Source organism: Mesorhizobium sp. (genome assembly GCF_004963255.1).
GTDB lineage: Bacteria > Pseudomonadota > Alphaproteobacteria > Rhizobiales > Rhizobiaceae > Mesorhizobium.
This window is the reverse complement of record NZ_SUGA01000001.1, coordinates 48947-74872: the sequence shown is the minus strand read 5'-3', so window position 1 is coordinate 74872 and position 25926 is coordinate 48947. Positions and strand designations below refer to the sequence as shown.

Sequence of the window (25926 nt, the reverse complement as noted above, 5' to 3'; positions counted from 1 at the left end):
GAGTGATTACGCACGCATGCTGCTGCAGAGATTCCTCGTTCGTCTGTTGACGATGCTCGTGACGCTTTTTGGCGTCGCCATCGTCGTTTTCGTCGTCATCCGCGTCGCGCCCGGCGACCCGATCGCCATGATGCTGCCGCCCGGCGCCAGCGACGACGACATCGCCCGGCTGCGCGCGCTCTACGGGCTCGACAAGTCAATCGTGCAGCAATTCTTCATCTGGCTCGGCGGCGTGCTGCATGGCGATTTCGGCACCTCGATCTCGCTGCGCCAGGACGTGCTCGGTCTTGTCTTCGACCGGCTGCCGGCGACGCTGGAGCTGGCGACCGTGGCGCTGCTAATGGCGATCGTGCTCGGCGCCACCGCGGCGATCCTCGGCGCGCGCTCGCGCGGCACGGCAATCGAGGCCGGCATCGACGTCGTGAGCGGCGCGACGCTCTCCATCCCCGACTTCCTGTGGGGTCTAGTGCTGATCCTTTTGTTTGGCGTGCTGGTGCCGGTGTTCGACATTTCCGGCCGGGTGTCGCCGCAGCTCGATCTGCCTTTCGTCACGCAGTTCTATCTGGTCGAGAGCATTCTCAGGCTGCGCTTCGACCTCACCTGGGACCTGCTGAAACACATCCTGATGCCGGCCGTGGCCTTGGCGCTGCCGCTGGCGGCGATCATCGCGCAGTTGCTCAAACAGTCGCTGAAGGAAGTGCTCGACCTCGACTATGTCGTGCTGGCGCGTGTCAAAGGCTTTTCCGAGACACAGGTGATCCTGCGCGAGGCGCTGAAGAACGCGGCCCTGCCGACACTGACGCTGGTCGGCGTGCAATTCACCTTCCTCATCGGCGGCACCGTCATCGTCGAGCGGCTGTTTTCCTATGAAGGCCTCGGCAACATGGCGATCGACGCCGTCATCAACCGAGACCTGCCGCTGATCCAGGGCATCGTGCTGGTGTTCGCGCTGCTCTTCGTGCTGATCAACCTTGCCGTCGACATGATGTATGCGCTGCTCAATCCGAGGCTGCGGCATGGATGACGCACGCGTTGCCCGGCGCGGTTTGAGCCCGCGGCTGTGGCTGGCCGGCGGTTGGCTTGTGCTGGCGCTGCTTGCGACGATCTTCGCGCCACTGATCGCGCCGCAGGACCCGCTGGCGCAGGACCTGATGCTGGAGCGCCTGCCGCCCTTCTGGCTGGACGGCGCCGAGCCCGGCTATTGGCTGGGCACCGACAGCCTGGGACGCGATCTGTTGTCGCGACTGATCTTCGGCGGCCGCATCGCCTTCATCGTCGCTTTCGCGGCGGCGACATCCGCCTGCCTTCTCGGTTCGGCGCTCGGGCTGATCGCCGGCTATTTCGGCGGCTGGGCCGACCGCATCATCTCGCGCGTCGTCGATGTCTGGATGGCGTTCCCGCCGGTGCTGTTCGCGATCCTGCTGGTGGCGGTGCTGGGCACCGGCTTGAGCTCCGTCATCCTTGCCATCGCCATCATCGACTGGACGCGCTTTTGCCGGGTGATCCGCGCCGAGGCGATGAGCCAGGCGCGTATGGATTATGTCGAAAGCGCGCGCATCGCCGGCTATGGCCGCATCGGCATCATGCTGCGCGAGGTGCTGCCCAATGTGCTGCCGTCGGTGGTGGCGCTGCTGTCACTGGAGATGGGCATCGCCGTCATCGTCGAGGCGATCCTGTCCTTCGTCAACCTGTCGATCTCGACCGACGATCCGACCTGGGGCGGCATCATCGCCGAGGGCCGGCTGTCGATCCACCAGGCCTGGTGGGTGCTGGTGTTCCCGCTGATCACGCTGATCCTCACCGTACTTTCCTTCAGCCAGTTCGGCGAAGCGCTGAAGGCGCGCTTCGATCCGGTGCTGCGATGAGCGTGTGTCTCGACATCCGCGGCCTGAGCGCCGAGCTGCCCAACGGCCAGCGCGTGCTGCGTTCGGTGTCGCTCAGCGTCCAGCCGGGCGAGGTGCGCGCGCTGGTCGGCGAGAGCGGCGCCGGCAAGACGATGATCGGCAAGGCGGTGCTCGGCGTGCTGCCGAAAAGCGTGCGCATCGTCGAGGGCGACATGCTGATCGAAGGCGAGGATCTCGGCCGGCTCGATGCCAAGGCGCGGCGGACCCTGATCGGTGCGCGCACGGCGCTGATCCCGCAGGATCCGCTGACCGCGCTCAACCCGTCGCGCCGCATCGGCCCGCAGATGACCGACCGGCTGGTGCGCATCCTCGGCTGGCGCGGCGAGCGGGCCGACACACGCATCCGGCAATTGCTCGACGAGGTGCAGATCCGCGATCCGGAGCGCGTGCTGAAAAGCTATCCGCACGAATTGTCCGGCGGCATGCGCCAGCGCGTGCTGATCGCCGCTGCTTTCGCGGCGGAACCGAGGCTGATCGTCGCCGACGAGCCGACGACGGCGCTCGATGTCACCGTGCAGAAGCAGATCCTGCGGCTGATCGCGCAGTTGCAGCGCGATCACGGCACGGCGATCCTGTTCGTGACCCACGATCTCGGCGTCGTCGCCAAGATCAGTCAGAAAGTGTCGGTGCTCTATGCCGGCAAGGTGGTGGAGGAGGCAGAGACCGCCCAGCTCTTCGCCGCTCCGCAGCATCCCTATACGCGGGCGCTGATCGCTGCGACGCCGCGCTACACCGATCCATACGCCTCGCTGAAGCCGGTGGACGAAAGCGTGCTTGCCGGGCTCACGGCCGAGATCGCAGCCGCCGACAAGGATTGGAGGCCCGGCCATGGCTGAGCCGCTGTTTTCCGTGCGCGGGCTGAAAGTGGCGCTGCCCGACATGACGCGCAAGCCGCTGATCGGCCGCGCGCCGCTGGCCGAAATCCTGAAAGGGCTCGACTTCGACCTGCCCAAGGGCTCGGTCACCGGCATTGTCGGCGAGTCCGGCTCCGGCAAGTCGACGCTCGGCCGCGCCCTGGTCAGGCTGCTCGAGCCGAGCGCCGGCTCGATCAGCTTCGAGGGGCGCGACATCAGCCACCTTTCGGAGGCTGAGCTCAGGCCGCTGCGCCGCGACCTGCAGATGATCTTCCAGGACCCGATGTCGTCGCTCAATCCGCGACATACGATCTTCAGCATTATCGCCGCACCGCTTCGGCAGAACGGACTTGGCGACAGGCTGAAGGAGCGCGTCGCGGAAGCGCTGCAGCGCGTCGGCCTGCCGCAGAATTTTGCCAGCCGCTACCGCCACGAACTGTCCGGAGGCCAACGCCAGCGCGTCGGCATCGCGCGGGCGCTCGCGCTGGCGCCGAAATTCGTTCTGGCCGACGAGATCGTCTCCGGGCTCGACGTCTCGACCCAGGCGCAGATCCTGACGCTGCTGGAAAAGCTGGCGGCCGAGATGGGGCTGACGGTCGGCTTCATCAGCCACGACCTGTCGGTGATCCGGCGGCTCTGCCAGCAGGTCATCGTCATGCGCGAGGGAAGGATCGTCGAGGCCAGCGCCACGGACGCGCTGTTCGACAATCCGAAGGAGACCTACACGCGCGACCTGCTCGCCGCCATTCCGCTGCCGGAGATCGACGCGGACTGGCTGCGGCCAAAGGCGCCGGCATGAATTGAGCTTCGATATCCGCACGCCGACCAGTGGGCCTCGGACGTGCGCAAGGACAAGCAGGCCCGCCAACGGAGGGTGACATGAAATACGCAATCCAGGCAGCGGTCCTCGCGGCCTCCTTGTTCAGCGCAATGGGAGCGGCATCGGCGGATTCGATCCCCGGCATGCGTGGCCACGACCATACCGGCATCACCGTGCCCGACATGAAGCAGGCGGTCGACTTCTTCACCGATGTCGTCGGCTGCAAGAAGGCGATGTCGTTCGGCCCGTTTGCCGACGACAAAGGCACCTTCATGCAGGACCTGCTCGGCGTCGATCCGAAGGCGGTGATCCAGGAGATCACCATGGTCCGCTGCGGCACTGGCTCGAACATCGAACTGTTCAAATACACCGCGCCCGACCAGAAGGACTTGACGCCGAAGAACAGCGACATCGGCGGTTTCCACATCGCCTTCTATGTCGACGACGTCGCCGCCGCGAAGGCCTATCTCGACGCCAAGGGCGTGAAGACGAGGCTGGGACCGCTGCCAGTGAAGGAAGGACCCGCGGCCGGCCAGACCATCCTCTATTTCCAGGCGCCCTGGGGCCTGCAGCTGGAAGCCATCAGCTACCCGCAGGGCATGGCCTATGAGAAGGGTGCGGAGACCGTGTTGTGGAGCCCGAAGGATCCGAGCAAATGACCTCAACCGCCCGCGCCCAAACCATCGTTCAATTATAAAACTTTAAGCTTGAAATAATTGGCCCCGGGCGCAATACTGACGGTCGGAACCGCTGGTCCCATCCGGCGGTTCCGGACATCTTGTAGAGTTCACGCAATTCCGGACGGAAAACCGCTACGCACTTTTCCTGGAATTGCCCTAGAGGAGATCGCAAGATATGAAGGTTGCGGTTCTCGGCGGCGGACCGGCCGGACTCTACTTTGCCATCTCGCTGAAGCTGCGCGATGCCGCGCATGAGGTGACGGTGTATGAACGCAACCGCCCGGACGACACGTTCGGCTGGGGCGTGGTGCTGTCGGCGGAGACGCTCGAGAACCTGACCAGGAACGACCCGGTCAGCGCCGTCTGGATCAAGAAACACTTCGCCTATTGGGACGACATCGCGGTCATCCATGACGGCGTGCGCACCGTGTCTTCCGGCCATGGCTTCTGCGGCATCGGCCGCAAGCGGCTGCTGATCCTCCTGCAGCGTCGCGCTCGCGAGCTCGGCATCAAGCTGCAGTTCGAGACCGAGATTTCCGATCCCAGGCCCTTCATGGAAACGCACGACCTGGTGGTTGCTTCGGATGGGTTGAACTCGAAATCCCGCGCCACTTTCGCCGATGTCTTCAAGCCCGACATCGACACACGCAAATGCAAGTTCGTGTGGCTCGGCACGACGCAGAAATTCGACGATGCCTTCACCTTCATCTTCGAGAAGACGGAGCATGGCTGGGTGTGGGCGCATGCCTACCAGTTCGACAGCGAGACGGCGACCTTCATCGTCGAATGCAGCGAGCAGACCTGGAGCGCCTTCGGCTTCGGCCAGATGACACAGCAGGAATCGATAGCGGCCTGCGAACGCATTTTTGCGAAGCACCTCGGCGGCCATCCGCTGATGACCAACGCCAACCACATCAGGGGTTCGGCCTGGATCAATTTCCCCCGCGTGTTGTGCGAGCGCTGGTCTTACAAGAACCTGGCGCTGATGGGCGATGCTGCGGCATCGGCGCATTTCTCGATCGGTTCCGGCACCAAGCTTGCGCTCGAAAGCGCCGTGGCGCTGGCCGACTATGTCGAAACCGAGCCCAACCTCGAGGCGGCCTTCCGCAAATATGAGGATGCGCGGCGCACCGAGGTGCTCAAGCTGCAATCGGCGGCGCGCAACTCGCTCGAATGGTTCGAGGAAGTCGAACGATATCTCGGACTTGATCCAGTTCAGTTCAACTATTCGCTGCTCACCCGCTCGCAGCGCATCAGCCATGAGAACCTTCGCCTGCGCGACGCCGAATGGCTGGCGGGCGCCGAGGAGTGGTTCCAGCGCAAGGCCGGCGCCGGCGGCAACATGCTGCGCCGCGCGCCGATGTTCGCACCGTTCAGGCTGCGCGACATGGCGCTCGCCAACCGCATCGTCGTCTCGCCGATGGCGCAGTACAAGGCGGTCGACGGCTGCCCGACCGACTGGCATTTTGCTCACTATGCCGAGCGCGCCAAGGGCGGCGCGGGCCTGCTCTATATCGAGATGACCTGCGTCAGCCCGGAAGGGCGCATCACGCCCGGATGCCCCGGCTTCTACAAGCCCGAACATGAGGTCGCCTGGAAACGGCTGGTCGATTTCGTCCATGCCGAAACGGAGGCCAAGATCTGCGCCCAGATCGGCCACTCCGGCGCCAAGGGCTCGACCCGCGTCGGCTGGGAAGGAACCGACGTGCCGTTGCCTTCCGGCAACTGGCCGGTGATGGCGCCGTCGGCCGTGGCGTGGTCGCCGCAGAACCAGGTGCCGAAGGCGATGGACCGCGCCGACATGGATCTGGTCCGCGATCAGTTTGTCGCCTCAGCTCAGATGGCCGGGCGTTGCGGCTTCGACATGCTGGAGATCCATGCCGCGCATGGCTATCTGCTGTCGGCCTTCATCACGCCGCTAACCAATCGCCGCACCGACGACTATGGCGGCTCGCTGGAAAACCGCATGCGATATCCGCTGGAGATTTTTCATGCGGTGCGCGCGGTGTGGCCGGCGGAAAAGCCGATCTCGATGCGCATCTCGGCCAATGACTGGGTCGGGATCGAAGGCGTGACACCGGCGGACGCCGTCGAGATCGCAAAGCTGCTGCGCGAAGCTGGCGTCGATCTCTGCGACGTCTCGGCCGGACAGACGTCCATCGCCGCCAAACCAGTCTATGGCCGCATGTTCCAGACGCCGTTCTCCGACCGCATCCGCAACGAGGTCGGCATGGCGACCATGGCGGTCGGCAACATCTACGAGCCGGACCATGCCAACTCGATCCTGATGGCAGGCCGCGCCGATCTTGTGGCGCTGGCGCGGCCCCATCTGGCAGACCCCTATTGGACGCTGCATGCGGCGGTGACGCTCGGCGACCGTGGCGTCAAATGGCCGGATCCCTATCTGCCCGGACGCGACCAGATCTACCGGCTGGCCGAGCGCGAAGCAGCCGCGGGGCTGAAAGTATGAGCGCCGCGCGGGCAATCGAGGGCAAGCATGCGCTGGTCACCGGCGGCGGCTCCGGCGTCGGCAAGGCCATCGCGCTGGCGCTGGCGGAAGCTGGGGTGAATGTCACCATCTGCGGGCGGCGCGAGGCGGAGCTTGCCAAAGTGGCTCGCGAAGACGATCACATCCTCGGCATTGCCGCCGACGTCACCGATGAGGCGTCGATGGGGGCCCTTTATCAGCAGGCCGAGGTGGCGCGCGGACCGTTCGACATCGTCGTCGCCAATGCCGGTATGGCGGGCAGCGCGCCGGCGCACAAGACGTCTTTGGCCGACTGGCAGCGTACGCTCGACGTCAATCTCACCGGCGCCTTCCTGACGGTGAAGCCGGCGCTCGGCGGCATGCTCGCGCGAAAGGCAGGCCGTATCGTCTTCGTTGCCTCGACCGCCGGGCTGAAAGGCTACGCCTATGTTGCGCCTTACGTCGCTGCCAAGCATGGCGTCGTCGGGCTCATGCGCGCCTTGGCCGCCGAGACCGCCAAGTCAGGCGTTACCGTCAATGCGGTCTGCCCCGGTTTCGTCGAGACCGACATGCTGGAGGAATCTGTCCGACGCATCGTTGAGAAGACCGGGCGTTCGGCAGAGGAAGTAAGGCAGAGCCTGTCGTCCGTGAACCCGCAGGGGCGTTTCATCCAGCCGGACGAGGTCGCAGACGCGGTGCTGTGGCTGTGCAGCGATGCGGCGGGATCGATCACCGGACAGGCAATCTCCATTTCCGGAGGCGAGACATGGTAGCGGGACCGACCTCCACCGGGCCGGGCAAGGAGAGGCTGCGGCTGTGGATCCGCCTGCTGCGCGCCTCGCGCACCATCGAGGCGGAACTGCGCGAACGGCTGAAGAAGGAATTCGACACCACGCTGCCGCGCTTCGACGTGATGGCGGCGCTCTATCGCGTGCCGGAAGGGATGCTGATGAGCGACCTGTCGCGCTTCCTTCTGGTGTCGAACGGCAATGTGACGGGCATCGTCGACCGGCTGGTTTCGGAAGGGCTGGTGACGCGCGCGCGCCGCAACGGCGACCGCCGCACCTCGATGGTGCGGCTGACCGAGGAAGGCAGCAAAGCTTTCGCGAGGATCGCGGCCGTGCATGAGGGCTGGGTCGGCGAGCTGCTCGGCGGTGTCAGCGAGGAGGAAGCGAAGCGGCTCACCGGCATGCTGAAATCGTTCCGCAGCAATTGGGAGGGACGCGAATGAACGCCATGGCAAAGCTCAAGCCGAAGCATTTTCTCTGGGAGGTCGAAGGCAAAGTCGCGAAAATCCGGCTCGACCGACCCGAGCGCAAGAACCCGCTGACCTTCGACAGCTATGCCGAGCTGCGCGACACGTTTCGCGACCTGGTCTATGCCGAGGATGTCGACGCCGTCGTGTTCCTGCCCAATGGCGGCAATTTCTGCTCGGGCGGCGATGTCCACGACATCATCGGGCCGCTGGTCAAGATGGATATGAAGCAGTTGCTGGCCTTCACGCGCATGACCGGCGATTTCGTCAAGGCGATGCTGAATTGCGGCAAACCCATCATCTCCGCCGTCGACGGCGTGGCTGTCGGCGCTGGCGCGATCATCGCCATGGCCTCCGACATCCGCATCGCCACCCCGGAAGCAAAGACGGCCTTCCTGTTCACCCGCGTCGGGCTCGCCGGCAGCGACATGGGCGCCTGCGCGATCCTGCCGCGCATCATCGGCCAGGGCCGCGCCGCCGAGCTGCTCTACACCGGCCGCACGATGAGCGCCACCGAGGGCGAGCGCTGGGGTTTCTACAACCGGCTTGTAGATGCGGCCGCGTTGGAGGCCGACGCGCTCGACATGGCGGCGCGCATCGTCTCCGGCCCGACCTTCGCGCACGGCATCACCAAGACGCAGCTCAATCAGGAATGGTCGATGGGCCTCGACCAGGCGATCGAGGCGGAAGCGCAGGCGCAAGCGATCTGCATGCAGACCGGCGATTTCGAGCGGGCCTACAAGGCGTTCGTGGCGAAGGAAAAGCCGGTGTTCGAGGGGAATTGAGGATGTTGTCTTCGCTCGAGACGGACACGCTGGCGGGACAGCGCCCCCCTCTGTCCTGCCGGACATCTCCCCCACTTGGGGGGAGATTGGCAGTTCCGGCGCCGGCTCCAACCTTGCAACGCCGGCAATTGGCGAAATCGTGGGCGACGTCTGATCTCCCCCCTTGTGGGGGAGATGTCCGGCAGGACAGAGGGGGGCGCCGTGGAGCGCAAACCTCGCGGAACTGCGGAGGCAAACATGCCTGACCGTTCCTTCCTCAACTGGCCCTTCTTCGAGGACCGTCACCGCGCACTTGCCGAACGCCTCGACGCCTGGTGCGCCAAGAATCTCCCCGTCGATCACCACGACGTGGACGCCTCCTGCCGCGCGCTGGTGGCCAAGCTCGGCCGCGACGGCTGGCTGAAGCCGACGGCGCTCGACCTTGCCAACCCTGGACCGCTCGATGTGCGCACGCTTTGCATCACACGCGAGACGCTGGCGCGGCATGACGGGCTCGCCGACTTCGCCTTCGCCATGCAGGGTCTCGGCACCGGCGCGATCTCGCTGTTCGGCACGCCGGAGCAGCAGCGCTGGCTGGAAAGGACGCGAGCCGGCGATGCGATCTCGGCCTTTGCGCTGTCGGAGCCGCGCTCGGGATCGGACGTCGCCAACATGGAAATGACGGCCACGCGAAACGGCGACAACTACATCCTCTCGGGTGAAAAGACCTGGATCTCCAATGGCGGCATCGCCGACCTCTATGTCGTCTTCGCCCGCACCGGCGAGGCGCCCGGCGCCAAGGGGATTTCCGCCTTCATCGTGCCGGCCGACACGAAGGGTCTCGGCATAGCCGAACGGCTCGAGGTCATTGCCCCTCACCCGCTGGCGCGGCTGTCCTTCGACACTGTCCGCATTCCGGCTTCCGCCCTGATCGGCAAGCCCGGCGACGGTTTCCGCATCGCCATGTCGGTGCTCGACGTCTTCCGCTCGACGGTGGGCGCTGCGGCGCTTGGTTTCGCGCGGCGCGCGCTGGACGAGAGCGTCAAGCGCGCTGCGGAACGCAAACTCTTCGGTGCGCCGATGGCGGAGTTGCAGATGGTGCAGGGCCACATCGCCGAGATGGCGCTCGATGTCGACGCGGCCGCGCTGCTCATCTACCGCGCCGCCTGGACCAAGGACATGGGCGCACCGCGGGTGACGCGCGAAGCCGCCATGGCAAAGCTCTTCGCCACCGACAAGGCGCAAGAGGTGATCGACAAGGCGGTGCAACTGCATGGCGGCGACGGCGTGCGCAAGGGCCATATCGTCGAGAGCCTCTATCGCGAAATAAGGGCGCTACGCATCTATGAGGGAGCGTCCGACGTGCAGAAGGTGGTGATCGCCAGACAGGTCATGGGCGCGGCGTGAAACCTTTGCCAACCGCATCTGAAATGGGGGGAGACATGCACACCATCCTGCAGCCTGAAGGCTGGGCCAAACCGGTCGGCTATGCCAATGGCGTGGCCGCGCGTGGCCGGCTTGTCTTTATCGGCGGTCAGGTCGGCTGGAACGCCGAGTGCAAATTCGAGACCGACGACTTCGTCGGCCAGGTGCGCCAGACGCTCGCCAATATTGTCGCCGTGCTGACTGAGGCCGGCGGGGAGCCGCGGCACATCACCTCGATGACCTGGTATTTCACCGACAAGGCCGAATATGTCGGTAACCTCAAAGGCATCGGCGAGGCCTATCGCGCCGTGATCGGCCGGCACTTTCCGGCGATGGCGGCCATGCAGGTGGTGGCGCTGGTCGAGGAGCGCGCCAAGGTCGAGATCCAGGCGACCGCGGTCATACCGGACTGACTACTGACGCAGCCCGGCCTGCTTCAGCAGCGGCAGAACGTGATCGCAGAAATAGGGCAGTTCCTGCGTGTAGTTGACGAAGGACAGCGCGATGCCCTGGTAGCCATGCCCAGCTATTTCGGCCATGTCGGCCGCGATCGTTTCAGGGGTGCCGATCAGCGGGTAGGTTCCGGCGCCGCCGGCGAAGCGCTGGCGATAGCGGTCATAGGCGTGCTGGTCGTGCGACTGCGAGAATTCCTTCTTGCCGGCCATGTGCGCATCGACCGCCTCGTGGTCGGCCATCGTGACGGCATAGCGCGTGTAATAGGCCTGCGCCTCTTCCATCGTCGGGCGGCACACCACATGCGCCACCGTATAGACGCCGACGTCGCGGCCTGCCTTGGCGGCACGCTCGCCGATATCGGCGACATGCTTGCCGGCATCGGCCATTTCCGAAAAGGTCGTGAACAGGTAGTCGCATCGGGCGGCGGCGAAATCCCGGCCCGGGCCGCCGAAAGCGGCGTTCATTGTCACTGGGCGCGGCACCTGAAGACTGGTCGGCCGGCTCACCGCCTCCTTCAGACGATAATAGGCGCCCTCATAATCGAGCGGCTCGCTCGATGTGTAGAGCCGCTCCAGGATCTCGATCCATTCCGCCGCCTGGTCATACCCCTTTTCGACCAGCGGCGTACCGAACATGCCGAACTCCTTCGGGTTCCAGCCGCAGACGATGTTGAGCCCCGCGCGCCCCTGGCTGATATGGTCGACCGTCGCCAGCGCCTTGGCGGCGTAGAGCGGATGCACCAGCGGCACGTGCACCGTCATGAACAGGCCGATCTGCTCGGTCGACGCGGCAAGGGCTGCCGCCCAGGTAAAGGTCTCGAAGGAGAATTCGCGCACCTTGTTGCGGCCGCCGAAGCCGCGCCAGCGCGCGATCGGAAGTATGAATTCCAGCCCGGCGCGGTCGGCGATCTGGGCCGCCGTCAGATTGTCCTGCCAGCTTGCCGTCCAGCGCTCCGGCACATCGGTGATGGCAAGCCCGCCATCCGCGTTGGTCGAGAACACGCCTAGCTTCAGTCTGTTCGGGCCATGCAAGGGATGCGCTTTGATCATCTTGGAAACTCTCGGGCGGAACGCCACACGCTAGGCCGGCGTGAAAATATTTCAAGCCTGAAATAGCTTCGCGTCGTCGTCGTTTGCGGATATGGATTGGGCAACATGAAAGGGGATCGGCATGAGCGAGTTCCGCCAGAAATGCATCAGCAGGACCAACCTCGTCGGGTCCTTTGCCGCTATCCCCCATCCGGTCGCCGTCGAAGTCATGGCGTCGTCCGGGCTCGATTTCCTGTGCATCGACTGGGAGCATGCGCAGATCTCGCGCGAGATGATCGAAACCATGGTGCGGTCGGCCGACGTGCATCGCGTGCCGGCCATGGTGCGCGTTCCCGGCCATGCGCCGGAAGCCATTCAAGCGGCGCTGGACAGCGGCGCGCAGGGCGTGCTCGTGCCGCGTGTCTCGACCGCCGCGCAAGCTGCTCTCGCCGTGAAGGCCTCGCGCTATCCGCCGCTCGGCGAGCGCGGCGTCGGTCCCGGACGCGCCGCCGGCTATGGCTATCGCATTCCCGAATATCTTGCCGTCGCCAATGAGCGGATCGTCGTCGCGGTCCAGGTCGAGACGGCGGAAGGTCTCGCCAACATCGAAGCAATCGCAGCCGTGGACGGCATCGACTTGATCTTCGTCGGCCCCGGCGATCTCTCGGTGTCGATCGATGCGATCGGACCTGCCGGCACGGAGAAGCTCAATGCGGCGATCAGGACGATCATCGGCGCGACGTTGGCGCAGGGCCGGACCGCCGGCATATTCTGCGCCAGCCCGCAGAATGTCGGCCGGTGGGGCGCCCTCGGCGCGAGCTTCTTCGTGCTGGCCAGCGACACGATGTTTCTTGGCGCCGGCGCGGCGGCCAATTCTGCCGCCGCGCGGGATGAGTTGGCGTAAAGCGGAAGCGACCCGAGGCGTATCAGCGGGGGCCACAGGCGCGCCGAACTTTTTAAGCTTAAAACTTTTGCCTTGAAATACGCGGCGCTTTGGATAGCATCCTGATGGCGGCTGCCGCGGCAGAGGGGTTTTCCTGTCAGTCCGTCATCGCCCGGGTGGGAGGGGTTTCAGTCCTTGTCGTTTGTGTTGCCCCAGACATCGTCCAGCGCGCGCTATGCCTTCGATGGTGTGCGCGCCCAGATTCGCGACCTGCACACGGAAAACATCGCCAACCTCGCGGTCCGTGCGCGGGAGCTCGGCGATGTCATCGCGCTCTGGTACGGCGAAGGCGACTTGGTGACGCCGGCCTTCATCCGCGACGCGGCAAAGGCGGCTTTCGACGAAGGCCTGACCTTCTACGTTCCCAACATGCGCGGGCATGGCCCGCTGAATGAAGCGCTGTCGGAATACCAGACGCGTATCCATGGACGCCCGATCCCGATCGCACGCACCACGGTTACGCCGGGCGGCATGCAGGCGCTGTATCTTGCCCTGGAGCTGCTGGTCGATACCGGCACCAATGTCGTCTATGTCGCGCCGCAATGGCCCAACATCCAAAACGCCATCCACCTGATCGGCGGCGAGCCGCGGCCGTTCTCCCTCGACTTCAAGGATGACTGGCGGCTCGATCTCGACCGGCTGTTCGCCACCTGCGACGCGCGTACTCGCGCCATCTTCCTGTCGACGCCGTCGAACCCGACCGGCTGGACCGCGTCGCGCGAGGAGATGCAGGCGCTGCTGGATTTCAGCCGGCGCACCGGCATCTGGATCATTTCCGACGAGGTCTATGGCCGGCTCTATTTCGACGGCGACGTCGCGCCCTCGATCCTGCAGATCGCCGAGGACGGCGACCGGGTGCTGTCGGTCAACAGTTTTTCGAAAGCCTGGGCGATGACCGGCTGGCGCATCGGCTGGCTGGCGCACCCATCGGGCGTTGCCGACCAGCTCGGCGCCATGACGCAATATATCAACAGCGGCACCGCGGCGCCGATCCAGGCCGGCGCCGTCGCGGCGATCCGCCAGGGCGAGCCGCTGGTCGAAGAGATCAGGCAACGGATCAGGACCGGCCTCGACCTCGCCTATGACCGGCTGGCCCGGATCCCGGGCGTCATCCTGCCGACCAAACCGCGCGGCGGCATGTATGCCTTCTTCGCCATGGAAGGCGAAGCCGATGCGCGGCAGGTCTGCGCCAGGATCCTGGAGACGGCGCGCGTCGGGCTGGCGCCCGGTCACCTGTTTGGAAATTCGGCGGCGGCATTCCTGCGCATGTGTGTGTGCCGCGACAGCGGTCAGATAGAAACGGCGCTCGAGCGCATGGTCGCCGCCATGAATTGACGCCCCGCTGGGAGGCGGGACGGCAACAAACCGTGCGGGGCGAGCCCCGCCCGATCGACAACAGAGGGAAGACCCAGAGGGAAAACCAATGAGCTTTACACGTCGCAATCTGCTTGTTCTGGCCGCCGCCATCGGCATCGCCGCCGGCCCCGCCACCGCCTATGCCGCCGATGTGCTCAATGTCGGCGCCTACCCGACAAATCCGCCTTTCGAATACAAGAACGAGAGCGGCACTTTCGAGGGTTTCGAGGTCGACATCGTCAACGAAGCGGCCAAGCGCATCGGCATGACCACCGATATCGCCGATCTCGGCTTCCAGGCGCTGTTCGCGGCTGTCAGTTCCAACCGCATCGATGTCGCGATCTCCTCGATCACCATCACCCCGGAGCGGCTAAAAACGCTCTCCTTCAGCCAGCCCTACTATGATTCCGACATGGGCATCGCCACCAAGACCGACAGCGCGATCAGCAAGGAAGCCGATCTCAAGGGCAAGGTCGTCGGCGTGCTCTCCGGCTCGACCGGCGAGACCTGGGTCAAGGACCATCAGGCAGCCGACGGCTTCAGCGACGTGAAGGGTTACGACACGCAGCAGAACCTGCTGCTCGACCTCAGCGCCGGCCGCGTCGATGCCGCCGTCAGCGACATCCCCGGCATGCAGTATTCGTTCCAGAAGATGAAGGACCTCGTCGTCAAGGAACGCATCAAGACCGGCGAGCAGTACGGCTTGATGATGAGCAAGGACCATCCGCTGCTCGGCAAGCTCAACGACGCGCTGACGGCGATGAAGAAGGACGGCACGCTGGCCGCGATCCACAAGAAGTGGTTCGGCACCGACGCGCCGGCGGATTCCTCGACGGTCAAGGAAATGCCGCTGCCCAAGGCCTGAGCGGCCAGCGGCAAAACGAGCGACGTGCCGGCTCCAAAGGCCGGCACGTCTTGTTTGACGCGTAACGCCCCGGACCACCATGGTTTCGGCCAATCCGATTTGGGTAGTCCGGGTCCTGTCAAGGCATCGCATGACGCAATACGGTCCGGGAATGCTCCCATGTCGCTGATCGACACCTTCTTCAATCCCGAGGTCATTGCGTCGAGTTTGCCGGCGCTGCTGCGCGGCTTCCTCAACACGCTGCTGCTCGGAATCATGAGCATCGTCATCGGCATCGCGGTGGGGCTGGCGATCAGCCTGGTGCGGCTCTACGCACCGAAGCCGCTGCGCTGGCTCGCCATCGGCTATACCGACATCTTCCGCGCCCTGCCGGTGCTGGTGGTGCTGATCCTGATCTATTATGCGCTGCCCTTCCTCGGCATCCGCCTGTCGTCGTGGGCATCCGCGGTGATGGCGTTCGCGATCATCATGTCGGCCTATTCGGCCGAGGTGTTCCGCTCCGGCATCGAAAGCATTCCGAAGGGCCAGTTCGAGGCGGCGCAGGCGCTCGGCCTCCCCTTCATGCTCACCTTGCGCAAGGTGGTGCTGCCGCAGGCGATCCGCGTGGTGATCCCGCCAATGACCAGCAACTGCGTCTCGATGTTCAAGGATACCTCGCTCGCCTCGACCGTGGCGCTGCCGGAACTTCTGAAGGAAGCGACCAATGCGCAATCGCTCTACGCCAACCCCTCGCCGCTGATCGGCGCCGCGTTGGTCTACCTCATCTTCCTGTGGCCGATGGTGCGCCTCGTCAGCCTGCTCGAGCGCCGCTTCAAGGACGAGAAAGCGCGCTGACCGCCATCGATACCCCTCCCCGCCCAAGTCCCTCGCAGGAGCCTGCCCCGTGAACAAGCATCAGACCGACAGCACCAGCGCCGCCTTCCCGGTCGAAAAGATCCGCGCCATGTTTCCCGCCCTGCAGCGGGCCGGCGATTTCATCTTCATGGACAATGCCGCGGGCGCCCAGATTCCGCAAAGCGTGCTCGACGCGGTGACCAACCATCTGGTGTCGCACAATGTACAGCGCGGCGGCCGCTATGGCCGCAGCGTCACCGTCGACCAGTCGGTCGCCGAAGCGCGTGAAAGCGTCGCGCTTCTGATCAACGCCTACAGCCCGTCCGAAATCTGCTTCGGCATGAACGCCACCTCGTTCATCCGCCTGGTCAGCCTCGGCATCGGCCAGATGCTCGCCAAGGACGCGGATGGGGGACGCGACGAGATCATCGTCACCGACATGGATCACGACGCCAACATCGCCACCTGGCTGGCGCTGGAGCCGGCCGGCGCGAAGTTCAAATGGTGGCGCATGCGCGAGGACGGCAATCTGCATGTCGACGACCTCAAGCCGCTGGTGTCGGAGCGCACCCGCCTCGTCGCCTGCACGGTGACGGCGCATTCGATCGGCTCGATCGTCGATGTCGCTTCGGTGGCCAGGATCGCGCATGCGGCAGGCGCCGAAGTGTTCCTCGACTGCGTGCATTACGGCCCGCACGGGCTGATGGACGTGCAGGCCTGGGACTGCGACTATCTCGTCTGCTCCGGCTACAAGAATTTCTCGCCGCATATGGGCTTCCTGTGGGGCCGCTTCGACACGCTGAAGCGGCTGCCGACCTTCCGGGAGGATTTCATTCCGGACGAACCGCCCTACAAGGTCGAAGCAGGCACCTTCATCTACGAGAACGTGTCGGGCATGGACGCGGCGGTGCGCTACCTGGAGTCGATCGGCCGCAACTTCCTGCCCGAGAACAACCGCTCACGCCGCGACAACATCGTCGCCGGCATGAACGCCATCCGCGACTACGAGCTGATGCTGGCGCGCGAGATGATGAAGGTGCTGAAGGATTGCAATGCCACCATCTACGGCGTCGCCGACGAGGCGCGCATCACTGAGCGCGTGCCGACCTTCTGCTTCAATATCGGCAAGCTTTCGCCGCAGCGGATCATCGAGGAGATGGCGGCCATGCAGATCGGCATCCGCGACGGCCACATGTATGCTCCGCGGCTGATGAAGCGGCTCAACCTGTCGATGGACAGCGGCGCGATCCGCGCCTCGCTGGTGCATTACAACACGGTCGAGGAAGTGCACAAATTTGGCGAGGCGCTGCGCGCGATTATCGCGAAGCTGTCGTGATCTGCGTCTGGCCTAGCGCGCTGGCTTGCCTGCCAGTGACCTGACCCAAAGCAGTCAGGCTCAGATCGCTCGGCCCGCGAAGTCTTCGGACAGCTGCTATCGGCATTGCAACCAGGACGGAGCCGCCTTCCACCTTCGCAGGATAGGTTCGCAGATTTATGCAGGGCGGTGGGCGCGTGGCCGCGCCGGTGCGGTAATCGAAGGCGCCGGCATGTTTCGGGCATTCGACCTCGTAGTCTATGACCAGCCCATCGGCGATATGGACGGCCTCATGCGTGCAAAGGCCGTCAGTGCAGAACACCTCGTCATCGGGCGACCGGAAGACGGCGTAGGTCCGGCCTCCATGGTCGAAACGTCGGGCACCCTCCTGTTCGATGTCATCGAGGCCGCAAGCCCTGATCCAATTGGTCATTTTTCCCATCCGTAAAATTCGATCGCGGCGCAGCTCCGCATAGCCTTCATAGCCGCCCGGAGGCCCCGCACGCGGCTGTGCGTGCAGATGTCATTCGATTGCCGCCGCATTGGCGCGTGCCTTCTTCTTCTCGTAGCGCGCCTGCATGCGGGCCTCGCCTTCCTTGCTGCCGTCGTGGAAAGTGCCGAGCCAGCGGTCGAACGGAATCAGGCCGTCGCCGTAGTTCACCTCGAAATATCTGTGGTGGAGGTAGTGGATATAGGCGTGGCTATCGACGCCGGTGCCTTCGGCAAGCTCGATCTTGTCGAAGCCGACATGGCCGGGAACGGCACCGAAGCCGGCATAATGGAGCTGGTAGAGCGCCAGGAGCGGGTTCGACGGGATGATCAGGTGCCAGAAAGCGACGCCGAGATAGCCGAGCTGCTCCACCGGGTGCATCGACAGCGACGACCAGGGGGACGGGTTGACCGAATTGTGGTGCACCGAATGCACCCATTTGTAGAGGGGACCCCAATGGATTGCGCGGTGCAGCAGGAAGAAATGCGTCTCGTGGATGATCGGCACCACCAGCGTCAGGCAGAACAGGTAGACCGGATGCTCTGCGAAGGTCAGCCACGGTACATAGCCATTGGCGTAAGCGTAGAGGATCGCCACCTCGACCGCCGTCCAGATCGGCATGCCGGTGCCGAAGGTGCGCAGCATGTTGTCGATGTTCTGGTTCTCGAAGAAGAAGGCCTTGTTCTTCTGCTCCGAGGGCCATTTGCCGTTGTATTTGAAACGGTTGCCCTGGGCTCTCAGAATGTAGAGTCGAAGCTCGAACGCGCCGAAGAAAACCAGCAGCGCCACGCAGTTGACGAGGAACAGGCGCAGGATCCAGCCGGTGGAGAGCGTCTTCATCACCTCGACGTCGGGCAGCACGAAGCGCCACCATGCCACCGCCGAGAGGGCGAAAAGCAGATTATAGGGCAGGAAATAGCTCGGCAGCCATTTCAGCACCGCGAGCGGACGCGGCGGAAAGACGAACAGCGGCGCGGTACCGGCCGGTTCGTTCGGAGCCCAGTCGCCCCTTTTGTTGCGCGTGCCGAATTGCAGGTCATCCATGATGAGCCTCACAGAGACTGAGAGAGAGTGAGGAAGCGGTCATAGGCGGCATCATCCATGTCCACCTGGTGCTTGGCTTCGGGATAGCTGCCTTCGGCGACGTCGCGGCCGAAGGCGCGGAAGGCAGCGATGCGCTTTTCCTGCAGCTCGGCCTCAAGCGTGACGAAATCGGCATAGCGTTTGGCGTGGCGCGGATAGTGGCCGGTGTGGGTACCCAGCACATCGCAGGAGAACAGGTATTGTGTGTCGCAGGCGCTGCCGCAACCCATGCCCATGGTGATCAGCGGGGTCGAGCGCGTGATGTGATCGGCAAGTCGCACCGGCACCACCTCGACCTCGATGCAGGCGGCGCCCGCATTCTCGAGGTCCTTCGCCGCGCGCAGTACGTTGAGCGCTTCCTCGACGGTGCGGCCGACGGCGCGGAAATTCGTCCAGGTGGCGCGGTTAGGCACCAGGCCGACATGGCCGGTGACGGGAATGCCTTCCGCCGCCATGGCCTCGATGAAGCGCGGCGAGTGTGATGAATAGACCGCATCGGCGCCGCGCTTCATCATGGCGAAGCCCAGCCGCACTGCCTCCTCAGGCGAGGCGACCGCGCCATGCGGCATGCCGACGGAGAGGAACGCGTAAGGTGCCGCCCGTCGGATGGCTTCCAGATTGTGATCGGGCTCGCAGGAGAGGATGACGATATTGCAGGCCGCTGCGGCAGCGGCCTCGGCCGGCGTGTCGACATGGAGCTGCAGCCACTTACGGCTGCCTTTGGCGCTTTGCAGGTCGTATGTCGTCAGCCGCCTTGCCACTGGTCATCCTCCCGTTTCGCAAGGGGATAACACCGAGTGCTCGCTGGCGCCGCTTATTCCTTGATCAAATCAGATCAAACGTTTTCGGCCGTGAAGGTGATGAAGCGGATCGGCGGGTTTCCGACCGGCAGATCATGCAGGTTGAGCGCGGCGAGCACCAGGTCAATGGCGCGGCGCGCCTGCGCTTCTGGCGCCTGGTCGAGCACGACATCCATCGTGCCCTCGCGCAAGGCCTTGGTGCTGCGCTCGGTGAGTTCATGGCCGACGAAGAAGATATCGCGGCCTCTGCCGTGCTTGCGCAGCACCTTGTTCAGTGCGGTGTTGGCGCCGCCGGCATTGTAGAGGCCGGCGAGGTCGGGCCAGCGCTTCAGCGCCTCGTGCAACTGCTCGGCATTACGATCGCCATCGTCAAAGCCGAAAAGGGCCGCGACCGGTTCGAAGTCCCTGCCCTCCTTGATCAGATAGTCGAAGAAGCCGCGCACGCGGTCGCGGTGCACGCGGTAGATCTGACTATGGCAGATCGCAATCACCTTGCCCGGCCGCCGCTGCATCTTGGCCATGAGCAGCCCGGCCATGCGGCCAGCGGCGTAATTGTCGATGCCGACATAGGTGCTCTTGGTACGGGAGATCTGGGTGACGATCTGCACCGTCGGGATGTTCTCCGCCTCGAGTTTCCGCAAGGCGTCGCTGACCAGCGGATGGTCGGGCACGGCGAGAATGAGCGCCGCGCGGCGCAGATCCGGCTCCAGGATGCGTTTGGCGATCGCCGCCGGCTTCGCCTCGTCGAGAAAGGTACGGTGCACGGCGATAGAGCGGTCGAGTGTCGCGGCAATTCGCTCGAAGGCATCGGAAAGACGGGCGAAGAAGGTCGCGTCCGGCCTGACCAGGATCACCTCGATGCGAATGACGCCGCGATGCGCCTCCGGCAGCCGGCGCGGATAATCGAGCGAACGCGCCGCCGCCACCACCTTCTCGACGGTGTGCGGCCGAACCCCGCCCCTGCCGTTCAGCACGCGCTCGACCGTGGCCGTGCCAACACCGGCGCGGCGCGCAATATCAAGGAAGGTGGGCTTATGAATCTTGGTCCTCCGTTGCCTGTGCGCGGAAGCCTAGCCAGCCGCACATGCTTTTCCAAGACATGTGCCTCCCTTCGGCATCGAACGCGCGTGTGCGACCCCCAGCATAGTCAACCAAAATGTTTTCTTTCGGGGTGCGGTAACGGCCGCCTCGGTGGCCAAGATGAGGGGCGTTGCATCCCAATTTCAGACAGGCCAGTCGGTGATGCTGAGGGTGCGGCTGGATGCAGACCGGGAGCGCAGGAGGCCGCCATTCGCAGGCCGGCCTCACCTGAATCTCGACACGCCCGGCCTAAGCCGCCTTCTTCTTCGCCAGCCTCGCCTTGATCGAGGCAATGTCGGCGCGGGGCGTCGCGGCGAACAGGGTCTTGGTGTAGGCGTGCTTGGGGTCGGAGAAGACCTCGTCGCGCGGACCGTATTCGACCGCTTCGCCGAAATACATCACCATCACATCGTCGGCGATGTAGCGCACCACCGAGAGGTCGTGGCTGATGAAGACGTAGGTCAGCTGGAACTCGTCCTGCAGGTCGGCGAGCAGGTTGAGCACCTGCGCCTGCACAGAAAGGTCGAGCGCCGAAACCGGCTCGTCCAGCACCAAGAGGCTCGGGTTCAGCATCAGCGCGCGGGCGATGGCGATGCGCTGGCGCTGGCCGCCAGAGAACATGTGCGGATAGCGGTTGTAGTGCTCGGGTCCGAGGCCGACCTTCTTCAGCATCTTCATCGCCAGGTCGCGCCGTTCCTCGGCCGGCTTGTCGGTGTTGATCAGCAGCGGTTCGCCGAGCACATCGCCGATCTTCTGGCGCGGGTTGAGCGAGCCATAAGGGTTCTGGAAGACGATCTGCACCTTGCGGCGCATCTCCTTGGTGAGTCCGTCCCTGGCGATATCGACCTTGCTGCCGTCGATGAAAAGCTCGCCGGACGTGGCCGGATCGATGAGCGTGATGATGCGGGCGAGCGTGGACTTGCCGCAGCCGGACTCGCCGACGATTGCCAGCGTCTTGCCCTTCTCGACGCTGAAGGACACGCCCTTGACCGCATGCACGGTGCGCGCGCCACGGAACAGGCCGCCGCCGACATGGTAGTCGCGCTTGATGTCCTTGCCTTCGACGACCTTGGTCATGCGCCGGCTCCAGAGGGCGCAGCTTCGAACAGCATGTCGGTCACGGTCGGCAGCCGGTCGCCGACGGCGTTTTCCGGCAGTGCCGAGAGCAGCGCGCGCGTGTAGTTGCTCTTCGGCGATTCAAACAGCGACAGCACGTCGGCCTCTTCCATCTTGCGGCCCTTGTACTGGACGATGACGCGGTCGGCGGTCTCGGCCACAACGCCCATATTGTGAGTGATCATGATCAGGCCCATGCCGTATTTGGCCTGCAGCGAGACCAGCAGATCGAGGATCTGCTTCTGTATGGTGACGTCGAGCGCCGTGGTCGGTTCGTCGGCGATCAGCAGTTTCGGATTGCAGGCGATCGCCATCGCGATCATGACGCGCTGGCATTGGCCGCCCGACATCTGATGCGGGAAGGAGTTCAGCCGGTCGGCGGGATCCGGAATGCCGACCTGCTTGAAGAGCTCGATGGCGCGCGCACGGCGCTGGGCCTTGTCCATGCCCATATGGAAGCGTAGCACTTCCTCGATCTGGAAGCCGACGGTGAAGCAGGGATTGAGGCTGGCGATCGGCTCCTGGAAGATCATGGCGATGTCCTTGCCGATGATCTTGCGGCGGTCGGCCGGGCTGATCTTCAACAGGTCGCGGCCGTTGAACGTCATGCGGTCGGCGGTGACGGCGGCCGTCCATGGCAGGAGCCCCATCACGGCCAGCATCGACACCGACTTGCCGGAGCCGGATTCGCCGACGATGGCGAGCACCTCGCGCTCGTCGACATGGAGTGAGACGCCGTCGACGGCGCGGAACGGACCCGATGCGGTCTGGAATTCGACGACGAGGTTCTGGATGTCGAGCAGCGCCATCACGACCTCCTGAGCTTGGGATCTAGGGCGTCGCGCAGGCCGTCGCCGATCAGGTTGATGGCAAGCACGGTGATGAGGATGGCGAGACCCGGGAAGGTGACCACCCACCAGGCGCGCAGGATGAACTCGCGCGCCGAGGCGAGCATGGTGCCCCATTCCGGCGTCGGCGGCTGGGCGCCGAGACCGAGGAAGCCGAGCGCGGCCGCTTCGAGGATGGCGTTGGAGAAGGACAGCGTGCCCTGGACAATCAGCGGCGCCAGGCAGTTGGGCAGGATGGTGGCGAGCATCAGCCTGAGATGGCCGGCGCCGGCGACCTTCGCCGCAACGACATATTCGCGGCTCTTCTCGGCCATCACGGCGGCGCGCACCAGACGGGCGAAATGCGGCTGCAGCACCAGCGCAATCGCCAGCATGGCGTTGAACAGGCCGGGGCCGAGGATGGTGACCAGAACCAGGGCCAGCAGCAGCGACGGAAAGGCCAGGATCAGGTCCATGACGCGCATGATCGCGACGTCGACCCAGCCGCGGAAATAGCCGGCGAGCAGGCCGAGCGTGATGCCGCCGGTGAGCGCCAGCGTGACGACGACCGCGCCGATCAGCAGAGAGAAGCGCGCGCCATAGAGCAGGCGCGAGAGGATGTCGCGGCCCACCGGATCGGTGCCGAGCAGGTATTGCGTCGAGCCGCCCTCCTGCCACGCTGGAGGCCGCAGGAACGCGGTCTTGTCCTGGATGTCGGGCGCGTAGGGCGCGAGCAGCGGCGCGAACAGCGCGGCCAGCACCAGCAGGACGAAAACGAACAGGCCGATGACGGCGCCGCGGTTCACCGAGAAATAGTGCCAGAAAGTTTTCAGCCCGGTGAGGCGATCCGGACTTCCGGCGGCCATCGGAGCGATTTCGGTCTGGGTCATTTATGCCGCCCTGATGCGCGGGTTGATGACGGCATAGAGCACATCGACGATGAGGTTCACCGCCATGACGATGAGCGCGATCAAAAGCAGACCCGACTGCACGACGACATAGTCGCGCTTGAAGATGGAATCGACCATCCATTTGCCGATGCCCGGCCAGGCGAAGATGGTCTCGGTGAGGATGGCGCCGGCGAGCAGCGTGCCGACCTGCAGGCCGATGGTGGTGACGACCGGGATCAGCGCGTTGCGCAGCGCATGCACGCCGATGACGCGCGCCCCCGAAAGGCCTTTGGCGCGCGCGGTGCGGACATAATCCTCGCCCAGCACCTCAAGCATGGCCGAGCGCGTCTGGCGCGCGATCACCGCCAGCGGAATGGTGCCGAGCACGATCGCCGGCAGCACGAGATGGCTGAGCGCGGAACGGAACGCGTCCCACTTGCCGTAGAGCAGGCTGTCGATGGTCATGAAGCCGGTGATCGGCTTGAAGAAGAACTGCAGGCCGATGCGTCCCGAGACCGGCGTCCAGCCGAGATAGCCGGAAAAGAAGATGATGAGCAGAAGGCCCCACCAGAAGATCGGCATGGAGTAGCCGACAAGGGCGGTGCCCATAAGCGACTGGTCGAACCATGAGCCGCGCTTGACGGCGGCGAAGATGCCGGCGGGAATGCCGATGACCATGGCGAAGACCATGGCGAAGAAGGACAGTTCCAGCGTCGCCGGGAAGAGCGTCTTGAACTCCTCGAGCACCGGGCGCTTGGACGAGATGGAAACGCCGAAATCGCCGGTGGCGACCTCACCCACATAGCGAGCGTACTGCTCCCAGATCGGGAGATTGTAGCCGAACTGTTGCTTGAGCTCTTCGTAGCGGGCGGGGGCGACGCCATGCTCGCCGGCCATGGCCAGGATCGGATCGCCAGGCAGCAGCCGGACAAACGCGAAGGCGCAGATGGTGATGCCGACCAAGGTCGGGATCAGGAGGGCGATTTTATTGAGAAGATATCGGAGCATCGTCAAATGGAAGGGGGCGGCGCTGGAATTAGCGCCGCCCCGTTCGCAATATTATTCGGCCTTGTCAACGCCGTCGAAGCGATGAATGCCGAGCGGGTCCATCTTGAAGCCGCTGACATTATTGCGAACGACCGCATAAACCTGGCTGTGGGCCAGCAGGAAAGCCGGAGCCTGCTTGGCGAAGATCACCTGCGCCTGCTCGTAGAGCTTGCTGCGTTCGGCTTGGTCGCTGGTCTTCTTGGCCTTCTGGATCAGGTCCTCGAAGTCCTTGTCGCACCAGCTCGAATAGTTCGAGACGCCGATGGCGGAGCAGGCGAAGAGGGTGGCGAAGAAGTTGTCCGGATCGCCGTTGTCGCCGGTCCAGCCGATCTGGAAGGCGCCGGGACGGTCCTTCTTCTTGCCTTCCTCGCGATACTTCGTCCATTCGTAGTTGACGATGGTCGCCTTGACGCCGACCTTGGCCCAGTCGGCCTGGATCAGCTCGGCCGCACGCTGGAAGTTCGGGTTGTACGGGCGAACGCGGTCGGAAGCCCAGAGCTGGATTTCCTTCAGGCCGGCAGCCTCGAGCACCTTCTTGGCCTCTTCTGGATTATAGGCGTCGGTCTTCACGTCCTTGTCCCACGACCACATGGTCGGCGGGATCAGGTTTTCGGCGGGCGTCGCGCCGGCGTCCTGGAACAGCGACTTGATCAGCGCTTCCCGGTCGATCGCCTGGTTGAGCGCATGACGCACTTCAGGCTTGTCGAGCGGCGGGATCGTGGTGTTGTAGCTCATATAGCCGATGTTGAGGCCGGCCTGATCCATCAAGGTCACGTCCTTGTTGGCCTTGATGGTGGCGATGTCGGCCGGGTTCGGGTACGGAGCCACGTCGCACTCGCCGGCCAGCACCTTCTGGATGCGGGCGGTCGCGTCAGGCGTGATGGCGAAGACCAGATCGTCTATCTTTTCCTTGCCCTTGAAATAGTCCGGGTTGGCCGCATAGCGGATGACAGCATCCAGCTGATAGTCGACGAACTGGAACGGACCGGTGCCGATCGGCTTGGTCGAGAAGTCGGCCATCTTGCCGTCCTTCTCAAGCTGATCGGCATATTCCTTCGAGACGATGGAGGCGAAGTCCATGCCGAGATTGGCCAGCATCGGCGCGTTCGGCTCGGTCAGCGTCAGCTTGACGGTGAGGTCGTCGACCTTCTCCCACTTGGCGACATATTTCGGCATGTCCATGCCGGTGTAATAGTCCCAGGTGAGGTTCGGCAGATACTTGTCGCCGTTCCACGGATTCTGCTTGTTGAACTGGCGATCGAAGGAGAAGACGACGTCATCGGCGTTGAGGTCGCGCGTCGGTTTGAAATAATCGGTGGTCTGGAACTTTACACCCGGATGCAGATGGAAAGTGTAGACAAGGCCATCGTCGGAAATTTCCCACTTGTCGGCAAGACCCGGCTCGATCTCGGTGCCGCCATGCTTGAACTCGACCAGTCGCGAATAGACCGTGCGCGACGAAGCGTCGAAGTCGTTGCCGCCGGTCGTCGTGCCGGGGTCGAAATTGGCCGGCGACGCTTCCGAGCAATAAACGAGCGTCTTGGCACTGGCCATGCCGCTGAGGACGCTTGCAGCCAGCAACGCGGCTGCAAAAGTCATTGTCTTTTTCATTGAGCACTCCCTGATG

The 25926-nt window shown here is 64.4% G+C and carries 25 protein-coding genes and 1 pseudogene; 16 read left to right on the top strand and 10 right to left on the bottom strand.

The annotated features are described in order from the left end of the window. The first annotated feature begins 16 nt into the window (after nucleotides 1–16). From E5X34_RS00340 to E5X34_RS00290, 11 genes are all read left to right on the top strand, one after another. Entirely contained in the window at nucleotides 17–1024 is a 1008-nt protein-coding gene (locus E5X34_RS00340) for an ABC transporter permease (RefSeq protein ID WP_292559564.1), read from the top strand. After that, the gene (locus tag E5X34_RS00335) at nucleotides 1017–1865 is read left to right on the top strand and encodes an ABC transporter permease (protein WP_292559561.1); all 849 of its coding nucleotides are present in this window, start codon (nucleotides 1017–1019) and stop codon (nucleotides 1863–1865) included. The genes E5X34_RS00340 and E5X34_RS00335 overlap by 8 nt, the downstream gene beginning before the upstream one ends. Beyond that, nucleotides 1862–2740: an ABC transporter ATP-binding protein gene (locus E5X34_RS00330; RefSeq protein WP_292559558.1), complete on the top strand. Its 879-nt coding sequence runs from the start codon at nucleotides 1862–1864 to the stop codon at nucleotides 2738–2740. Before E5X34_RS00335 ends, E5X34_RS00330 begins: the two co-directional genes overlap by 4 nt. Further along, nucleotides 2733–3557, top strand: a complete 825-nt coding sequence (locus tag E5X34_RS00325) for an ATP-binding cassette domain-containing protein (protein ID WP_292559555.1) — start codon at nucleotides 2733–2735, stop codon at nucleotides 3555–3557. Before E5X34_RS00330 ends, E5X34_RS00325 begins: the two co-directional genes overlap by 8 nt. A gap of 80 nt (nucleotides 3558–3637) precedes the next feature. Further along, nucleotides 3638–4237 (top strand): VOC family protein, encoded by a 600-nt coding sequence (locus E5X34_RS00320; protein ID WP_292559553.1) that lies wholly within the window; start codon nucleotides 3638–3640, stop codon nucleotides 4235–4237. 196 nt (nucleotides 4238–4433) lie between these two features. Then, nucleotides 4434–6728: a bifunctional salicylyl-CoA 5-hydroxylase/oxidoreductase gene (locus tag E5X34_RS00315; protein WP_292559550.1), complete on the top strand. Its 2295-nt coding sequence runs from the start codon at nucleotides 4434–4436 to the stop codon at nucleotides 6726–6728. Next, a complete protein-coding gene (locus E5X34_RS00310; RefSeq protein WP_292559547.1) occupies nucleotides 6725–7498 on the top strand; it encodes an SDR family NAD(P)-dependent oxidoreductase in 774 nt (257 codons plus the stop codon). Before E5X34_RS00315 ends, E5X34_RS00310 begins: the two co-directional genes overlap by 4 nt. Further along, nucleotides 7492–7956 carry a MarR family transcriptional regulator gene (locus tag E5X34_RS00305; protein ID WP_127249836.1) on the top strand — a complete coding sequence of 155 codons (465 nt, stop codon included), beginning with the start codon at nucleotides 7492–7494 and terminating at the stop codon, nucleotides 7954–7956. Before E5X34_RS00310 ends, E5X34_RS00305 begins: the two co-directional genes overlap by 7 nt. Then, nucleotides 7953–8765 carry an enoyl-CoA hydratase family protein gene (locus tag E5X34_RS00300; protein ID WP_292559545.1) on the top strand — a complete coding sequence of 271 codons (813 nt, stop codon included), beginning with the start codon at nucleotides 7953–7955 and terminating at the stop codon, nucleotides 8763–8765. The genes E5X34_RS00305 and E5X34_RS00300 overlap by 4 nt, the downstream gene beginning before the upstream one ends. A gap of 237 nt (nucleotides 8766–9002) precedes the next feature. Then, nucleotides 9003–10151 carry an acyl-CoA dehydrogenase family protein gene (locus tag E5X34_RS00295; RefSeq protein WP_292559542.1) on the top strand — a complete coding sequence of 383 codons (1149 nt, stop codon included), beginning with the start codon at nucleotides 9003–9005 and terminating at the stop codon, nucleotides 10149–10151. A 35-nt stretch (nucleotides 10152–10186) separates the two neighbouring features. After that, nucleotides 10187–10582, top strand: coding sequence for a RidA family protein (locus E5X34_RS00290; RefSeq protein ID WP_292559539.1), 396 nt, complete (start codon nucleotides 10187–10189; stop codon nucleotides 10580–10582). Here the strand turns inward: E5X34_RS00290 and E5X34_RS00285 are convergent, their stop codons facing one another. After that, the gene (locus E5X34_RS00285; RefSeq protein ID WP_292559536.1) at nucleotides 10583–11674 is read right to left on the bottom strand and encodes an LLM class flavin-dependent oxidoreductase; all 1092 of its coding nucleotides are present in this window, start codon (nucleotides 11672–11674) and stop codon (nucleotides 10583–10585) included. A 121-nt stretch (nucleotides 11675–11795) separates the two neighbouring features. On the opposite strand from E5X34_RS00285, the gene E5X34_RS00280 reads away from it, so the two are divergent. The 5 genes from E5X34_RS00280 to E5X34_RS00260 all read left to right on the top strand — a co-directional run bounded on the left by E5X34_RS00280 (nucleotide 11796) and on the right by E5X34_RS00260 (nucleotide 16987). Beyond that, complete coding sequence (locus tag E5X34_RS00280; RefSeq protein WP_292559533.1) at nucleotides 11796–12557, top strand: HpcH/HpaI aldolase/citrate lyase family protein; 762 nt, start codon at nucleotides 11796–11798, stop codon at nucleotides 12555–12557. 183 nt (nucleotides 12558–12740) lie between these two features. Then, nucleotides 12741–13931, top strand: a complete 1191-nt coding sequence (locus tag E5X34_RS00275; RefSeq protein ID WP_292560717.1) for a pyridoxal phosphate-dependent aminotransferase — start codon at nucleotides 12741–12743, stop codon at nucleotides 13929–13931. Nucleotides 13932–14019: 88 nt separating this feature from the next. Continuing rightward, complete coding sequence (locus E5X34_RS00270; RefSeq protein WP_126062926.1) at nucleotides 14020–14817, top strand: ABC transporter substrate-binding protein; 798 nt, start codon at nucleotides 14020–14022, stop codon at nucleotides 14815–14817. A 159-nt stretch (nucleotides 14818–14976) separates the two neighbouring features. Next, complete coding sequence (locus tag E5X34_RS00265) at nucleotides 14977–15651, top strand: amino acid ABC transporter permease (protein WP_292559530.1); 675 nt, start codon at nucleotides 14977–14979, stop codon at nucleotides 15649–15651. A gap of 49 nt (nucleotides 15652–15700) precedes the next feature. Continuing rightward, nucleotides 15701–16987 (top strand): cysteine desulfurase-like protein, encoded by a 1287-nt coding sequence (locus tag E5X34_RS00260; RefSeq protein ID WP_292559527.1) that lies wholly within the window; start codon nucleotides 15701–15703, stop codon nucleotides 16985–16987. Between the two features lie 103 nt (nucleotides 16988–17090). Here the strand turns inward: E5X34_RS00260 and E5X34_RS00255 are convergent. The 9 genes and pseudogenes from E5X34_RS00255 to E5X34_RS00215 form a co-directional block, all read right to left on the bottom strand. Then, nucleotides 17091–17399, bottom strand: a pseudogene (locus tag E5X34_RS00255) (MocE family 2Fe-2S type ferredoxin); the annotation flags it as partial. A 90-nt stretch (nucleotides 17400–17489) separates the two neighbouring features. After that, nucleotides 17490–18500 carry a sterol desaturase family protein gene (locus tag E5X34_RS00250; protein WP_292559525.1) on the bottom strand — a complete coding sequence of 337 codons (1011 nt, stop codon included), beginning with the start codon at nucleotides 18498–18500 and terminating at the stop codon, nucleotides 17490–17492. Between the two features lie 8 nt (nucleotides 18501–18508). Beyond that, the gene (locus E5X34_RS00245) at nucleotides 18509–19300 is read right to left on the bottom strand and encodes a 3-methyl-2-oxobutanoate hydroxymethyltransferase (protein WP_292559522.1); all 792 of its coding nucleotides are present in this window, start codon (nucleotides 19298–19300) and stop codon (nucleotides 18509–18511) included. Between the two features lie 74 nt (nucleotides 19301–19374). Next, a complete protein-coding gene (locus tag E5X34_RS00240) occupies nucleotides 19375–20379 on the bottom strand; it encodes a LacI family DNA-binding transcriptional regulator (protein WP_292560715.1) in 1005 nt (334 codons plus the stop codon). Between the two features lie 289 nt (nucleotides 20380–20668). Beyond that, nucleotides 20669–21496 carry a dipeptide ABC transporter ATP-binding protein gene (locus tag E5X34_RS00235; RefSeq protein WP_292559518.1) on the bottom strand — a complete coding sequence of 276 codons (828 nt, stop codon included), beginning with the start codon at nucleotides 21494–21496 and terminating at the stop codon, nucleotides 20669–20671. After that, nucleotides 21493–22344 carry an ABC transporter ATP-binding protein gene (locus tag E5X34_RS00230; protein WP_126062930.1) on the bottom strand — a complete coding sequence of 284 codons (852 nt, stop codon included), beginning with the start codon at nucleotides 22342–22344 and terminating at the stop codon, nucleotides 21493–21495. Before E5X34_RS00230 ends, E5X34_RS00235 begins: the two co-directional genes overlap by 4 nt. After that, the gene (locus E5X34_RS00225) at nucleotides 22344–23252 is read right to left on the bottom strand and encodes an ABC transporter permease subunit (protein WP_292559514.1); all 909 of its coding nucleotides are present in this window, start codon (nucleotides 23250–23252) and stop codon (nucleotides 22344–22346) included. Before E5X34_RS00225 ends, E5X34_RS00230 begins: the two co-directional genes overlap by 1 nt. Continuing rightward, nucleotides 23253–24260 carry an ABC transporter permease subunit gene (locus E5X34_RS00220; protein ID WP_292559512.1) on the bottom strand — a complete coding sequence of 336 codons (1008 nt, stop codon included), beginning with the start codon at nucleotides 24258–24260 and terminating at the stop codon, nucleotides 23253–23255. A 51-nt stretch (nucleotides 24261–24311) separates the two neighbouring features. Then, on the bottom strand, nucleotides 24312–25910 hold the full coding sequence (locus E5X34_RS00215; RefSeq protein WP_292559495.1) for an ABC transporter substrate-binding protein: 1599 nt from the start codon (nucleotides 25908–25910) through the stop codon (nucleotides 24312–24314). Nucleotides 25911–25926 lie beyond the last annotated feature (16 nt).

Coding starts and splice junctions, on each gene's coding strand:
- E5X34_RS00215 (WP_292559495.1), bottom strand. CDS start 25,910: ATGAAAAAGACAATGACTTTTGCAGCCGCGTTGCTGGCTGCAAGCGTC.
- E5X34_RS00315 (WP_292559550.1), top strand. CDS start 4,434: ATGAAGGTTGCGGTTCTCGGCGGCGGACCGGCCGGACTCTACTTTGCC.
- E5X34_RS00335 (WP_292559561.1), top strand. CDS start 1,017: ATGGATGACGCACGCGTTGCCCGGCGCGGTTTGAGCCCGCGGCTGTGG.
- E5X34_RS00340 (WP_292559564.1), top strand. CDS start 17: ATGCTGCTGCAGAGATTCCTCGTTCGTCTGTTGACGATGCTCGTGACG.
- E5X34_RS00225 (WP_292559514.1), bottom strand. CDS start 23,252: ATGACCCAGACCGAAATCGCTCCGATGGCCGCCGGAAGTCCGGATCGC.
- E5X34_RS00220 (WP_292559512.1), bottom strand. CDS start 24,260: ATGCTCCGATATCTTCTCAATAAAATCGCCCTCCTGATCCCGACCTTG.
- E5X34_RS00235 (WP_292559518.1), bottom strand. CDS start 21,496: ATGACCAAGGTCGTCGAAGGCAAGGACATCAAGCGCGACTACCATGTC.
- E5X34_RS00325 (WP_292559555.1), top strand. CDS start 2,733: ATGGCTGAGCCGCTGTTTTCCGTGCGCGGGCTGAAAGTGGCGCTGCCC.
- E5X34_RS00250 (WP_292559525.1), bottom strand. CDS start 18,500: ATGGATGACCTGCAATTCGGCACGCGCAACAAAAGGGGCGACTGGGCT.
- E5X34_RS00330 (WP_292559558.1), top strand. CDS start 1,862: ATGAGCGTGTGTCTCGACATCCGCGGCCTGAGCGCCGAGCTGCCCAAC.
- E5X34_RS00310 (WP_292559547.1), top strand. CDS start 6,725: ATGAGCGCCGCGCGGGCAATCGAGGGCAAGCATGCGCTGGTCACCGGC.
- E5X34_RS00290 (WP_292559539.1), top strand. CDS start 10,187: ATGCACACCATCCTGCAGCCTGAAGGCTGGGCCAAACCGGTCGGCTAT.
- E5X34_RS00295 (WP_292559542.1), top strand. CDS start 9,003: ATGCCTGACCGTTCCTTCCTCAACTGGCCCTTCTTCGAGGACCGTCAC.
- E5X34_RS00265 (WP_292559530.1), top strand. CDS start 14,977: ATGTCGCTGATCGACACCTTCTTCAATCCCGAGGTCATTGCGTCGAGT.
- E5X34_RS00305 (WP_127249836.1), top strand. CDS start 7,492: ATGGTAGCGGGACCGACCTCCACCGGGCCGGGCAAGGAGAGGCTGCGG.
- E5X34_RS00300 (WP_292559545.1), top strand. CDS start 7,953: ATGAACGCCATGGCAAAGCTCAAGCCGAAGCATTTTCTCTGGGAGGTC.
- E5X34_RS00320 (WP_292559553.1), top strand. CDS start 3,638: ATGAAATACGCAATCCAGGCAGCGGTCCTCGCGGCCTCCTTGTTCAGC.
- E5X34_RS00280 (WP_292559533.1), top strand. CDS start 11,796: ATGAGCGAGTTCCGCCAGAAATGCATCAGCAGGACCAACCTCGTCGGG.
- E5X34_RS00285 (WP_292559536.1), bottom strand. CDS start 11,674: ATGATCAAAGCGCATCCCTTGCATGGCCCGAACAGACTGAAGCTAGGC.
- E5X34_RS00230 (WP_126062930.1), bottom strand. CDS start 22,344: ATGGCGCTGCTCGACATCCAGAACCTCGTCGTCGAATTCCAGACCGCA.
- E5X34_RS00270 (WP_126062926.1), top strand. CDS start 14,020: ATGAGCTTTACACGTCGCAATCTGCTTGTTCTGGCCGCCGCCATCGGC.